The organism is Geodermatophilus sp. SYSU D00758 (assembly GCF_054049955.1).
Map to the genome: position 1 here is coordinate 26,415 of NZ_JBJGYK010000002.1, position 12,344 is coordinate 38,758.

Annotated in this window: 16 protein-coding genes; 6 read left to right on the forward strand and 10 right to left on the reverse strand. The window is 75.7% G+C overall.

Annotated features, from left to right (window positions below; translation table 11 throughout):
• Positions 1 to 15: 15 nt before the first annotated feature.
• Positions 16 to 1,269, reverse strand: coding sequence for a glutamate-5-semialdehyde dehydrogenase (locus ACI8AC_RS02085; protein WP_456894710.1), 1,254 nt, complete (start codon positions 1,267 to 1,269; stop codon positions 16 to 18).
• Between the two features lie 73 nt (positions 1,270 to 1,342).
• Here ACI8AC_RS02085 and ACI8AC_RS02090 point away from each other — a divergent pair, with 73 nt between their 5' ends.
• Genes ACI8AC_RS02090 through ACI8AC_RS02105 form a run of 4 tightly spaced genes read left to right on the forward strand, consistent with a single transcriptional unit; the run spans position 1,343 to position 4,566 of the window.
• A complete protein-coding gene (locus ACI8AC_RS02090) occupies positions 1,343 to 2,314 on the forward strand; it encodes a metal ABC transporter substrate-binding protein (protein ID WP_456894712.1) in 972 nt (323 codons plus the stop codon).
• Positions 2,311 to 3,117 carry a metal ABC transporter ATP-binding protein gene (locus ACI8AC_RS02095; RefSeq protein ID WP_456894714.1) on the forward strand — a complete coding sequence of 269 codons (807 nt, stop codon included), beginning with the start codon at positions 2,311 to 2,313 and terminating at the stop codon, positions 3,115 to 3,117. Before ACI8AC_RS02090 ends, ACI8AC_RS02095 begins: the two co-directional genes overlap by 4 nt.
• 1 nt (position 3,118) lies before the next feature.
• Positions 3,119 to 4,129, forward strand: coding sequence for a metal ABC transporter permease (locus ACI8AC_RS02100; protein WP_456894716.1), 1,011 nt, complete (start codon positions 3,119 to 3,121; stop codon positions 4,127 to 4,129).
• Positions 4,126 to 4,566, forward strand: coding sequence for a Fur family transcriptional regulator (locus ACI8AC_RS02105; protein ID WP_456894719.1), 441 nt, complete (start codon positions 4,126 to 4,128; stop codon positions 4,564 to 4,566). The genes ACI8AC_RS02100 and ACI8AC_RS02105 overlap by 4 nt, the downstream gene beginning before the upstream one ends.
• On the opposite strand, the gene ACI8AC_RS02110 is transcribed toward ACI8AC_RS02105, so the two are convergent.
• A complete protein-coding gene (locus ACI8AC_RS02110; protein ID WP_456894721.1) occupies positions 4,547 to 4,984 on the reverse strand; it encodes a MarR family winged helix-turn-helix transcriptional regulator in 438 nt (145 codons plus the stop codon). The genes ACI8AC_RS02105 and ACI8AC_RS02110 overlap by 20 nt on opposite strands.
• Positions 4,985 to 5,019: 35 nt before the next feature.
• On the opposite strand from ACI8AC_RS02110, the gene ACI8AC_RS02115 reads away from it, so the two are divergent.
• Both ACI8AC_RS02115 and ACI8AC_RS02120 read left to right on the forward strand, forming a co-directional pair.
• Positions 5,020 to 5,706, forward strand: coding sequence for a maleylpyruvate isomerase family mycothiol-dependent enzyme (locus tag ACI8AC_RS02115; RefSeq protein WP_456894722.1), 687 nt, complete (start codon positions 5,020 to 5,022; stop codon positions 5,704 to 5,706).
• Entirely contained in the window at positions 5,703 to 6,008 is a 306-nt protein-coding gene (locus tag ACI8AC_RS02120; RefSeq protein ID WP_456894724.1) for a hypothetical protein, read from the forward strand. The genes ACI8AC_RS02115 and ACI8AC_RS02120 overlap by 4 nt, the downstream gene beginning before the upstream one ends.
• Before the next feature lie 30 nt (positions 6,009 to 6,038).
• Here the strand turns inward: ACI8AC_RS02120 and ACI8AC_RS02125 are convergent, their stop codons facing one another.
• The 8 genes from ACI8AC_RS02125 to rpmA all read right to left on the reverse strand — a co-directional run bounded on the left by ACI8AC_RS02125 (position 6,039) and on the right by rpmA (position 12,341).
• Positions 6,039 to 7,214 carry an acyl-CoA dehydrogenase family protein gene (locus ACI8AC_RS02125; protein WP_456894726.1) on the reverse strand — a complete coding sequence of 392 codons (1,176 nt, stop codon included), beginning with the start codon at positions 7,212 to 7,214 and terminating at the stop codon, positions 6,039 to 6,041.
• Positions 7,215 to 7,329: 115 nt separating this feature from the next.
• The gene (locus tag ACI8AC_RS02130; protein WP_456894728.1) at positions 7,330 to 7,722 is read right to left on the reverse strand and encodes a type II toxin-antitoxin system VapC family toxin; all 393 of its coding nucleotides are present in this window, start codon (positions 7,720 to 7,722) and stop codon (positions 7,330 to 7,332) included.
• Positions 7,719 to 7,940 (reverse strand): type II toxin-antitoxin system Phd/YefM family antitoxin, encoded by a 222-nt coding sequence (locus ACI8AC_RS02135; protein WP_456894730.1) that lies wholly within the window; start codon positions 7,938 to 7,940, stop codon positions 7,719 to 7,721. The genes ACI8AC_RS02130 and ACI8AC_RS02135 overlap by 4 nt, the downstream gene beginning before the upstream one ends.
• A gap of 62 nt (positions 7,941 to 8,002) precedes the next feature.
• Positions 8,003 to 8,779 carry an isocitrate lyase/PEP mutase family protein gene (locus ACI8AC_RS02140; RefSeq protein WP_456894732.1) on the reverse strand — a complete coding sequence of 259 codons (777 nt, stop codon included), beginning with the start codon at positions 8,777 to 8,779 and terminating at the stop codon, positions 8,003 to 8,005.
• Positions 8,780 to 8,840: 61 nt separating this feature from the next.
• On the reverse strand, positions 8,841 to 9,326 hold the full coding sequence (def, locus tag ACI8AC_RS02145; RefSeq protein ID WP_456894734.1) for a peptide deformylase: 486 nt from the start codon (positions 9,324 to 9,326) through the stop codon (positions 8,841 to 8,843).
• Between the two features lie 13 nt (positions 9,327 to 9,339).
• Positions 9,340 to 10,461, reverse strand: a complete 1,122-nt coding sequence (proB, locus tag ACI8AC_RS02150) for a glutamate 5-kinase (RefSeq protein WP_456894736.1) — start codon at positions 10,459 to 10,461, stop codon at positions 9,340 to 9,342.
• Complete coding sequence (gene obgE / locus ACI8AC_RS02155; RefSeq protein WP_456894738.1) at positions 10,458 to 11,933, reverse strand: GTPase ObgE; 1,476 nt, start codon at positions 11,931 to 11,933, stop codon at positions 10,458 to 10,460. The genes proB and obgE overlap by 4 nt, the downstream gene beginning before the upstream one ends.
• Positions 11,934 to 12,083: 150 nt before the next feature.
• Positions 12,084 to 12,341: a 50S ribosomal protein L27 gene (gene rpmA, locus ACI8AC_RS02160; RefSeq protein WP_117378971.1), complete on the reverse strand. Its 258-nt coding sequence runs from the start codon at positions 12,339 to 12,341 to the stop codon at positions 12,084 to 12,086.
• Positions 12,342 to 12,344 lie beyond the last annotated feature (3 nt).

The following is a 12,344-nucleotide window of genomic DNA, read 5'->3' on the forward strand; positions in this document are numbered from 1 at the left end:
GAGGGCCGGCCGCGGCTAGCGCACATGGCCGCTCCCGGTGACGACGTAGGTGGTGGAGGTCAGCTCCGGCAGGCCGAGCGGACCGCGGGCGTGCAGCTTCTGGGTGGAGATGCCGATCTCGGCGCCGAAGCCGAACTCGCCGCCGTCGGTGAACCGGGTCGAGGCGTTCACCAGGACCGCCGCGGCGTCGACGCCGGCGGTGAACTCCGCGATCGCGCGGGCCGAGTCGGCCACGATCGCCTCGGAGTGCCCGCTCCCCCACCGCGCGATGTGGTCGAGTGCCTGCGGCAGGTCGTCGACGACCCGCACCGCCATGTCCATCGACAGGTACTCGGTGGCCCAGTCCTCGTCGGTCGCGGGGACGACGGCGTCGTGGGCGGCCTGCGCGGCGACGTCCCCGTGCAGCGTGACCCCGGCGTCGACCAGGGCCGACAGCAGCCGCGGCAGGAACGGCGCGTCGCGGTGGACGAGCAGCGTCTCGGCGGAGTTGCAGACGCTCACCCGGTGCGTCTTGGCGTTGAGCACGATCGCCTCGGCCATCGCGGGGTCGGCCGAGGCGTCGACGTAGACGTGGCAGTTGCCCTCGCCGGTCTCGATCACCGGGACCCGCGCCTCGCGCACCACCCGCTGGATGAGCGAGGCCCCGCCGCGCGGGATGACGACGTCGACGAACCCGCGGGCGCCGAGCAGCTCCCCGACCGAGGCGCGGTCGGCGGGCAGCAGCTCGATCGACCCGGCCGGCAGCCCCGCCTTCTCGGCCGCCTCGGTGAGCACGGCGACGAGGGCGGTGTTGGTGCGGAAGGCGGAGGCGGAGCCGCGCAGCAGGGCCGCGTTGCCGCTCTTGAGGCACAGCCCGGCGGCGTCGACGGTGACGTTGGGCCGGGCCTCGTAGACGATGCCGACCACGCCGAGCGGGACCCGCACCTGGCGCAGCTGCAGCCCGTTGGGCAGCGTCGAGCCGCGGACGACGTCGCCGACCGGGTCGGGCAGGGCGACCAGCTGGCGCAGCGCGTCGGCCACCCCGGCGATCCGCCCGGCGTCGAGCCGGAGCCGGTCCAGGATCGCGGCCGGGGTGCCGTCGGCGGCCGCGGCCTCGACGTCCGCGGCGTTGGCGGTCAGCACCTCGTCGGCGCGCTCGACCAGCGCGTCGGCCATCGCCCGCAGCGCGGCGTCCTTGGTGTCGGTGGGCAGGGTGCGCAGCACCCGTGCGGCGGTGCGGGCACGCAGCGCGGCGGCCCCGATCAGCGGCAGGCCGGAGACGTCGGACACACCGCGAGGGTACGCGCGGGCGCCTCCGGCACCGGCCTCCACCTGCACCGCGACCCGTGCGAGAATGATTCTCATGAATGCGAAGACGTGGACGGCCGCGGTGGCGGCTGCATCGGCCGCCGCGCTGGCGCTGAGCGGGTGCGGGGGGTCCGACGGCGACGCGGCGTCCGCCGGCGGCGGGAGCGGGGGCGGCCTGGACGTGGTGGCCGGCTTCTACCCGCTGGAGTGGGCCGCGGAGCGGGTCGGGGGCGAGCGCGTCGAGGTGACCTCACTGACGCCGCCGGGGGCCGAGCCGCACGACCTGGAGCTCACCCCGCAGGACGTCGGCGCGGTCAGCGACGCCGACCTCTTCGTCTACCTGGAGGGCTTCCAGGCCGCGCTGGACGAGGCGGCGCAGTCGGAGGCCTCCGGCTCGGCCTGGGACGCCGGCCGGGCCGCCGAGCTCTCGCTGACCACCGAGGCCCACGACCACGGGCAGGAGGGCGAGGAGCACGCCGAGGAGGAGCAGGCCGGGGGCGAGGAGGCCGCCGACCCGCACTTCTGGCTGGACCCGACCCGGCTGGCCGACGTCGGCGACGCCCTGGCCGACCGGCTCGCCGAGCTCGACCCCGACGGCGCCGCGACCTACGAGGAGAACGCGGCGGCGCTGCGCGCCGACCTGGAGGCGCTGGACGCCGAGATGCAGGAGGGCCTCGGCGGCTGCGCGGTGGACACCCTGGTCACCTCCCACGACGCCTTCGGTTACCTCGCCGACCGCTACGGTCTCGAGGTGGTCGGCATCAGCGGGCTCAGCCCGAGCCAGGAGCCGAGCCCGGGCCAGCTGGCCGAGATCACCGAGCTGGTGCAGGAGCGCGGGGTGACCACGGTGTACACCGAGACCCTCGTCGACCCGGCCGTCGCCGAGACGGTCGCGGCGGAGGCCGGCGTCGAGACCGCCGTCCTGGACCCGCTGGAGGGGTTGACCGACGAGTCGGCCGGGGAGGACTACCTCGAGGTCATGCGCGCCAACCTCGCCACCTTGCAGGAGGGGCAGTCCTGCTCGTGAGCACCACCCCACGCCCGGAGCCGGACCGCGACGACGTCGCCGTCCGGCTCCGGCGCGCCACCATCGGCTACGGCGACGTGCCGATCGTGTGCGGCGCCGACCTGACCGTGCGGCACGGTGAGGCCGTCGCCGTCCTGGGCTCCAACGGTTCGGGCAAGACGACGCTGGCCCGCGGGCTGCTCGGCCTCGCCACCGTGCTGGACGGGACGGTCGAGGTGCTCGGCGCGCCGGTCGGCCGGCTGCGCGAGCGCGGCCGGGTCGGCTACGTGCCGCAGCGGCACACCGTCAGCGGCGCGGTGCCGGCGACGGTGCGCGAGGTGGTCAGCGTGGGCCGGCTGCCCCGGCTCGGGCTGGTCCGGCGGCTGGCGCGGGCCGACCGGGCCGCGGTGGCCGAGGCGGTCGCCGCCGTCGGCCTGGCCGACCGCATCCACGACCCGGTCGCCTCGCTCTCGGGCGGGCAGCAGCGCCGGGTGCTCGTGGCCCGCGCCCTGGCCGCCCGACCGGACCTGCTGGTCATGGACGAGCCCACGGCGGGGGTGGACGCCGCCAGCCAGGAGGCGCTGGCGGGGGTGCTCGCCGGCGTGTCCGCCGCGGGGACGACGCTGCTCGTCGTCACCCACGAGAGCGGCCCGCTCGCCGGGGTGCTCACCCGCGCCGTGGTCGTCGACCACGGGCGGATCGACTACGACGGCCCCCTGGCCGCGGCGGGCCCGCCGCGCGGCGACTGCCACCACCCCGCGGAGGACGCCCCCACCGGGTACCGGGTCGACCAGTTGCGCGTGACGACGGACAGGGGGCTGTGACGTGGAGCTGCTCGAGTACGGCTTCATGCAGCGGGCGCTGCTCGCCTCCCTGATGGTGGGCCTGGTGGCCCCCGCGGTCGGTGTCTTCCTCGTGCAGCGGCGGCTCTCGCTGCTCGGCGACGGCCTGGGCCACGTCGCCCTCACCGGCGTCGCGGTGGGCGTCCTGACGGCGACGGCGCCGGTCGGGACCGCGCTCGTGGCCGCCGTCCTCGGCGCGGTCCTGATCGAGCTCATCCGCGCCCGCGGCCGCACCAGCGGGGACGTCGCCCTCGCCGCCCTCTTCTACGGCGGGATCGCCGGCGGCGTCGTCCTGCTCAGCCTCGCGCCCCGGGGCCGGGCGACCAACCTCGACGCCTACCTCTTCGGCGCGATCACCACCACCAGCGCCACCGACGTCGCCGTGTTCGCCGTCATCGCCGCCGTCGTGGTCGCCGTCGTCTGGCTGCTCGGGCAGCGGCTGTACGCGGTCAGCGACGACGAGGAGTACGCCCGGGCCGTCGGGCTGCCGGTGCTCCCGCTCAACGTCGTGCTCGCCGCGCTCGTCGCGTCCACGGTGGTGCTGTCCATGCGGGTGGTCGGGCTGCTGCTGATCAGCGCCCTGATGATCCTGCCCAGCGCCGTGGCGCAGCTGGTCGGGCGCAGCTTCCGGCAGACGCTCCTGCTCGCCTGCGGCATCGGCCTCGTGGTGAGCGTCTCGGGCACCAGCGCCTCCTACTACGCCGGAACCCCGTCGGGCGGCACGATCGTGCTGCTGGCCATCGCGCTGTTCCTGCTCGTCTCCGCGACCGTGGCCGCCCGCGAGACGACGGCCCGCCGCCGGCACCGGCGTAGGGTCGACGTCCACGCGGCCCACCCGCACGAGCACGGTGCCGGGTGCGGGCACCCGGCGGTCCCGCACGGCGACCACGTGGACTACGACCACGACGGGCACCTGCACGCCCCGCACCGGACCGGCGCGGGGGTCCACTACGACGAGCACGGCGCGCGCGCCGGGCAGGGAGGACGACCGTGAGCACGCCGGCACCGGAGACCCCTCGCCGGCAGACGCGCCAGCGCAGCGCGGTGCTCGCCCTCCTGGACGACCTCGACGGCTTCCGCAGCGCGCAGGACCTGCACGCCCTGCTGCGCGAGCGGGGGGACGCCGTCGGCCTGGCGACGGTCTACCGGGCGTTGCAGGCCCTGGTGGACGACGGCCAGGTCGACGTGCTGCGCAGCCCGGAGGGCGAGGCCTCCTACCGGCGCTGCTCCCCGGTGCACCACCACCACCTCGTCTGCCGCGGGTGCGGGCGCACCGTCGAGGTGGCCGACCCACCTGTCGAGCGCTGGGCCGCCCGGGTCGCCGCCGAACACGGCTTCGCCGACGTGGCGCACCAGGTGGAGGTCTTCGGCACCTGCCCGGCCTGCGCCGCGGCCGGCCGAGGCGGACCCCTCAGCGCCAGGGGTCGGTGACCTCCCGCAGCCGGGTCAGGATCTCCCGCAGCCGGGCGGCGTCCTCCTCACCGAGGTGGGCGGTCCACTCCGCCTCCACCTCGGCCTCCACCCGCCGGGCGACGGCGACCACCGCCTCCCCCCGCTCGGCAATGACGACCAGGCGGGCGCGGGCGTCGGTGGGGTCGGGCAGCCGCCGCACGTAGCCGGCCCGCTCCAGCTGGTCGACCAGGTGGCCGGTGGTCTGCTTGGTGACCAGCGCCTGGGCGGCGAGGTCGGTCAGGCGGGTGCCGCCGGGGCCGATGCGGGCGGCGATCCGGCCCTGCGCGAGCGTGATGTCGCCGTACCCCTCCTCCGCCAGCGCGGCGAGCAGCCGCACCTCCATGGCACGGTGCGGGTAGAAGCACAGCAGGCCGAGGTTCTGCCGGTCCGCGCTCACGGTCCCCCTTGACGGTCGTCAGACGATCTGACTGAATGGTCAGACCATCGTACCAACTGGGGGTTGCCGTGGACCTCGACGACGTGTGGCGCGCCATCGACGCGGAGCGGGCCGGCCTGGCGGACCTGCTGGAGGGCCTGACGGCCGAGGAGGGGGAGACCCCGTCCCTGTGCGAGGGCTGGCGGGTGGTCGACGTCGCCGTCCACCTCACCCAGGCGCACATGGGGCTCGGGAAGGCCCTCGTCGCCGCCGTCCGCGCCCGCGGCAACTTCGACCGGATGATCCGGGACTCGGCGTTGCGTGCCGGCCCGCTGCCGCCCGCGGAGTGTGCCCGGCGGCTGCGGGAGATGGTCGGCTCCCGGCGCACCGCCCCGTTCATCACCCCGATGGAGCCGCTCATCGACGTCCTGGTGCACGGCCAGGACATCGCCGTCCCGCTGGACCGGGACCGCCCCGTGCCGCCGGCCGCAGCGGCGGCCGCCGGCACCCGGGTCTGGGACACCGGCTTCCCCTTCCACGCCCGGCGCCGGCTGGCCGGGCTGCGGCTGGTCGCCACCGACACCGACTGGGCCGTCGGCACCGGCGCCCCGGTCGAGGGCCCGATGGGCGCGCTGCTGCTGCTCCTCACCGGCCGGAGGGCGGCCGTCGACCGGCTCTCCGGCGAGGGGGCGGCCCACCTGTCCGCGCGCCGGCCCGGCGACGCGCTGGGGAGCCCCCGGTGACCTGGGGCCTGGTCGTCGACGTCCCGGCGCCGGCCGAGGTGTACGACGCCGTGCACGCCGAGCTGCTCCGCCGGACCGGCGGGACCGTCCACGGGCTGCTCGTGCACCTCGCCCGCGCGACCGACGAAGGTTTCCAGGTGGTCGAGGTCTGGGAGTCGAGGCAGGCCCACGACCGCTACGAGGCCGAGGTGGTCGGCCCGGTCCTCGCCGAGGTCGGCGCGGAGGTCCCACCCGGCCCGCCGCCGGGTACGGAGTTCGAGGTCCGCGGCCTCGTCCTGCCCGGCTCGGGGCTGGCCCTCTGACCGGGGCGGAGCCGGCGCCGGGCGGCACGGTCAGACGAAGGCGCTGTGCCCGGTCACCGACCGGCCCACGATGAGGGTGTTGATCTCCCGGGTGCCCTCGTACGAGTACAGCGCCTCGGCGTCGGCGAAGTACCGGATGACGTCGTTGTCCAGGACGATCCCGTTGCCGCCGAACACCTCGCGCGCCATGGCCACGGTCTCCCGGCCGCGGGTGGTCACGTAGCTCTTGGCCAGCGCCGCCTGGTCGTCGCGCAGGTCCCCGGCCTCCTGCAGCTGGGCGACGCGGACCACCATGCCCAGCGACGCGGTGACGTTGCCGAGCATGCGCGCCAGGAGGTCCTGCACCAGCTGGAAGCCGCCGATCGGCCGGCCGAACTGCTCGCGCTCGCCGGCGTACCGGAGCGCGGCCTCGTAGGCGCCCATCTGGCAGCCGACGCCGGACCACGCGACCCCGCCGCGGGTCACCTTGAGCACCTTGTTGACGTCGCGGAAGGAGTTGCCGCCCTCGAGCTTGTTCTCCGCGGGGATGCGGCACCCGGTGAAGGTGAGGTCGGCGTTCTGCACCGTGCGCAGGGCGAACTTGTCCTCGATCTTGGTGGCGGTGAAGCCCGGGGTGCCCTTGTCGACGACGAAGGTCTTGACCTGGTCGTCGGCCACGTCCCGGGCGAAGACGACGACGTGGTCGGCGAAGGTGCCGTTGCCGATCCACCGCTTGGCGCCGTCGAGCACCCACTCGTCACCCTCCCGGCGGGCGGTGGTGCGCAGGCCACGGGCCACGTCGGACCCGCCCTCGGGCTCGGTCAGCGCGAAGGCGCCGACGGCCTCCAGGCGCATCATCGCCGGGAGCCAGCGCTGCCGCTGCTCCTCCGAGCCCAGGATCACGACGGACCCCATCGCCAGGCCGTTGTGCACGCCCAGGAAGGTCGCCATCGACGGGTCGACCCGGGAGAGCTCCAGGGCCTGGAAGCCGTTGTAGAGCCGGGAGGTCGCCGGCCGGCCGTCCCACTCGTAGCCCCGGCCGACCGCGCCGACCTCGGCGAAGCGCGGGATCAGGTCCATCGGGAACTCGGCGGCCGCCCACGCCGCGTTGACCCGGGGCCGGACCTCGGTCTCGAGGAAGTCCCGCAGTGCCTGCAGCTCCTTGCGCTCGTCCTCGGCCAGCAGCGACTCGTAGCCGAAGAAGTCCCCGGTCAGCAGCTCGGACATGCGCCCACCCCTCGTGACGTCGTCGTCCCCCGGGGGGCTACCCGCCGGTAGCGGGCTCACGCGTGCAGGGCGGGCGAAGCCGGTCACCTCCCCGCCCGGGTTCCTGATCCAGGGGTCACCAGACCGTGCGGATGGCCGGGAAATCCCGGAGCGCAGCATCACCGGTCACGACGGGCAGGGACTCCAGCACCGCCTGGGCGACGATCACCCGGTCGAACGGGTCACGGTGGTCCCACTGCAGGGTGCCGGCGGTCAGCGCGTGCGGTCCGGTGATGGGGAGCTCCTCCGCGCGGAGCCTGGCGAGGTGCTCCCGGTACCCGCTCACCACGGCGCCCGCGCCCTGCAGCTTGCCGAGCCTGTGCTTCGTGGCGATCTCCCAGGCGCTGGCCGCGGACACGTACACGGCGGTCCCCGACGCCCGGAGGGACGCAAGGGTCGTCGTGGGGATGCGTCTCGGCTCCAGCAGCACCCACAGCAGGGCGTGGGTGTCGAGGAGGAGCGAGGTCACCCCCACCGGGCCAGTTCGTCCTCCGGCAGCGGCTCGAAGAAGGACTCGGGGACGGAGCCCACCACGAAGCCGACGGGCCGGGGTGCGGGCTCGTCGACCGGCACGAGCCGCACCACCGGGCGGCCGCCGCGTGCGATCACGACCTCCTCGCCGCGCTCTGCGGCGGCGAGCAGCTGGGACAGCCGCGTCTTGGCCTCCTGGACGTTGACGTACGTCATGCAGCCACGGTAAGGCCTGCCGGCCAGGCTGGCCAGGTCGACCTGGCCAACCCGGCTCGAGCTCAGTTGAGCGTGCGAGTACCGGCCGGCAGGGTGCCGCCGCGCACCACCTCGGCGGCGGCGTCCTGCAGGGCGGTGAGGGCGACCCGCTGGGTGAACGGGCCGGTCGAGACCCGGGCGACGCCGAGGTCCTGCATCTCGCGGGCCGGCAGCGAGGCGCCCGGCACGCTGATCAGGCTCAGCTTCCCGCGCCCCAGCCCCTCGACCAGGGTCTCGATCTCCTCCCGGGCGACCACACCGGGGACGAAGACGACCGGGGCCCCGGCCGCCAGGAACGCCTGCCCGCGGCGCACCGCCTCGGCCAGCGCCTGCTGCCGGTCGCCCTGCGCGCGGAGGACGGCGTCGGTGCGGGCGTTGAGCACGAAGTCGATCCCGGCGTCCCGGCCGGCGCGCAGCACCCCCTCGACGGCGGCCACCGCGTCGTCGAGGGGCCTCATCTGGTCCTCGAGGTTGCCGCCCACGACGCCGGCCCCGATGGCCCGGCGGGCGGTCTCCCCCGCGTCCCCGTAGCCGGCCTCCATGTCCATGCTCACCGGTAGGTCCACGGCGGCGGTGATCCGCCGGACCATGTCCAGGTGCAGGTCGAGCGGGATGTTCTCGCCGTCCTCGTAGCCGAAGGTCGCGGCGATGCCGTGGCTGGCGGTGGCCAGGGCGCGGACCCCCTCGGTGGCGGCGACGACCCGGGCGGAGACGACGTCCCAGACGTTGGCCAGCACCAGGATGCCGGGCGCGGCGTGCAGGTCGGCGAGGGTGCGGGCGCGGGCGGCGAGATCGGTCACCGCCCCACCGTAGGGGCCCGGCTCCGGGGGCGACCCGCCCGAGACGTCGTCGCCGCGCCGGTCAGGCCCGCTCGCGCAGCGCGCGCAGCGCGGCCTTCCGGGCGTCGCCGGTCAGCCGGTCGAGGAAGACCTTCCCGTCGAGGTGGTCGACCTCGTGCTGCAGCGCCCGCGCCATGAGGCCGCTGCCCTCGACCCGGATCGGCTCGCCGTGGACGTCGAAGCCCTCGACCACCGCGTGCATCGCGCGCACGGTCGGCGCCCAGATGCCGGGGATGGACAGGCAGCCCTCGTCGCCGTCCTGGGTCTCCTGGGACAGCTCGACGATCCGCGGGTTGACGACGTGGCCGATGCGCCCGTCGACGTTGTAGGAGAACGCGCGCAGCCCGACGCCGATCTGCGGAGCGGCGACGCCGGCCCGCCCGGGGTGGTCGACCGTCTCCTCGAGGTCGCGGACCAGCGCGGCGAGTTCCTTGTCGAACGAGCGCACCTCGTCGGCCGGGGTGCGCAGGACCGGGTCGCCGAGCTCTCGGATGGGGCGGACTGTCACGCCGCGCAGTCTCTCAGCCGCGGGTGCGCCGCCCGACGAGGACCATCTCGTCGCGGTGCACCACCTCGCGGCGGTACTCGGGGTCGAGCTCGCCGGTCTTGCGGCCGAACAGCGCGGGCATCTCCCGGGCGTCGTAGGCGACGAGCCCGCGGGCCACGACCACGCCGTCGGGCCCGACGAGCTCCACGGGGTCGTCGGCGAGGAACTCCCCGGTCGCCCCGGTGATGCCGGCGGCCAGCAACGAGGCGCCGCGCTCGCGCAGCGCGCGCACGGCGCCCTCGTCGAGCAGCAGCCGGCCCCGCGGGCGGCTGGCGTAGCGCAGCCAGAACTGCCGGGCGCCGGGACGGCGGCCGGCCACGGCGAACAGCGTGCCGACCCGCTCCCCCGCCAGCGCGGCGGCCGCCTGCGCGGTGGAGGTGACGACGACGGGCACGCCGGCGTGCGCGGCGATGAGCGCGGCCTCGACCTTGGTGGCCATCCCACCGGTCCCGACCCCGTTGCGGCGCGCCGACCCGAGGGTGACCGTGGCGAGGTCGTCGGGGTCGTGCACGGTGTCGAGCAGCCGGGCGGGGCCGGTGCGCGGGTCGCCGTCGTAGACCCCGTCGACGTCGGAGAGCAGCAGCAGCGCGTCGGCCTGCGCGACGTGCGCCACCAGCGCGGCCAGCCGGTCGTTGTCACCGAAGCGGATCTCCTCGGTGGCGACCGTGTCGTTCTCGTTGACGATCGGCAGCACGCCGAGGGTGAGCAGCCGCTCCACGGTCCGGTGCGCGTTGCGGTAGTGGCTGCGGCGGGTCAGGTCGTCGGCGGTCAGGAGCACCTGGCCCACCGTGACCCCGTGCCGGGCGAAGGCGTCGGCGTAGGTCTGCACCAGGCGCAGCTGCCCGACGCTGGCGGCGGCCTGCGCGGTGGCCAGGTCGCGGGGCCGGCCGTCGATGCCGAGGGGCGCCAGCCCGGCGGCGATGGCGCCGGAGGAGACGAGGACGACCTCGCGGCCGGCGGCCCGCTGCGCGCCGAGGACGTCGACCAGCCCCGCCAGCCGGGCCCGGTCGAGGCCGCCGGGCAGCGTGGTCAGCGACGACGAGCCGACCTTGACGACGACCCGGCGGGCGGCGGCGATCTCCGGGCGGACGCTCACGCCTCGCCGTCCTCGTCGGGCAGGTCCTCGTCCGACCAGGTGTCGGTCAGCTCGTAGGGCACCCGGCGGGCGCGCTTGGCCGCCAGCCGCTCCTCGGCCCGCACCCGGTGCGCGGACTCCAGGCGGGTGTCGGTCCCGCGGCCGCCGAGCCCGGCGGCCTCCTCGGCCGACAGGGTGCCCGCCGGCAGGGTCGGCACGAAGTCGAAGGTGACGTCGCCGATGGTCACCGCGTCCCCCTCGACCGCCCCGGCCTCGGCCAGGGCCTCCTCGACCCCGAGGCGGTTGAGCCGGTCGGCGAGGAAGCCGACCGCCTCGTCGTTGCTGAAGTCGGTCTGCCGCACCCAGCGCTCCGGCTTCACGCCGCGGACGAGGAAGCCGCCGTCGTCGTCCCGGGTGACGGTGAACCCGCTGTCGTCGACCGCGCGCGGCCGCAGGGTGATCCGCGCCGGCTCCGGCTCGGGGAGGGCGGCGCGGTGCTCCTCGACCGCCGCGGCGAGCGCGAAGCCGAGCTCGCGCAGCCCCTCCCCGGTGGCGGCGCTGACCGGGAAGACGGCGAGCCCGCGTTCCTCGATCGAGCCGCGGACCAGGTCGACCAGCTCCCGGCCGTCGGGCACGTCGACCTTGTTGAGGACGGCGACCCGCAGCCGCTCCACCAGGTCGGCCCGGTACTGGGCCAGCTCGTGCTGCAGCGCCTCGATGTCGCTCTCCGGGTCGCGGCCGGGCTCGGGAGTGGCCATGTCGACGACGTGCACCAGCACGGCGCAGCGCTCGATGTGGCGGAGGAACTCCAGGCCCAGCCCCTTGCCCTGGGACGCCCCGGGGATGAGGCCGGGGACGTCGGCCATGGTGAACGTCGTGTCGCCGGCGCGGACCACGCCGAGGTTGGGCACCAGCGTGGTGAACGGGTAGTCGGCGATCTTCGGCCGCGCCGCGGACATGGCCGCGATCAGCGAGGACTTGCCGGCCGAGGGGAACCCGACGAGGCCGACGTCGGCGATGCTCTTGAGCTCGATGACGGCGTCGAGGGCCTCGCCGGGCTCGCCGAGCAGCGCGAAGCCGGGCGCCTTGCGGCGGGAGTTGGCCAGCGCGGCGTTGCCGAGGCCGCCGCGGCCGCCGCGGGCGAGCACGACGCGGGTGCCGGCGCCGACCAGGTCGGCGATCACCTCGCCGTCGGGGGTGCTGACCACCGTGCCGGCGGGGACCCGCAGCACGCGGTCCTCGCCGCGGGCGCCGTTTCGGTGGCTGCCCTCGCCGGGCCGGCCGTTGCCGGCCTTCTGGTGGGGCCGGTGGTGGAAGTCCAGGAGGGTGTGCACGCTCGGGTCGACCTCGAGCACGACGTCGCCCCCGTTGCCGCCGTTGCCCCCGTCGGGGCCGCCGAGCGGCTTGAACTTCTCCCGGTGGATCGACGCGACGCCGTGCCCGCCGTTACCGGCACTGACGTGGACGACGACCCGGTCGACGAAAGCGGCCATGTCAGTTGGCGGTCGGACCGCCGCCCCTCTCCTCCTGCGTCACGCGCGACGAGCGCACGAGCCGGTCCGGCCCGTGCGCTCGTGCGTTGCTCATCGGCCCCCCAGGGTCCCGCCGCGAGCTCGCGTGCGGCGGGGGCAGGGGCCCCTCTGTCAGGCCTCGACGGCGGTGACCGAGACGGTCTTGCGGCCGCGCCGCGTGCCGAAGGTCACCGCGCCCGGCTGCAGGGCGAACAGCGTGTCGTCGCCACCGCGGCCGACACCCAGGCCCGGGTGGAAGTGGGTGCCGCGCTGCCGGACGATGATCTCGCCGGCCTTCACGACCTGGCCGCCGAAGCGCTTGACGCCGAGCCGCTGGGCGTTGGAGTCGCGGCCGTTGCGGGAGGACGAGGCGCCCTTCTTGTGTGCCATGTC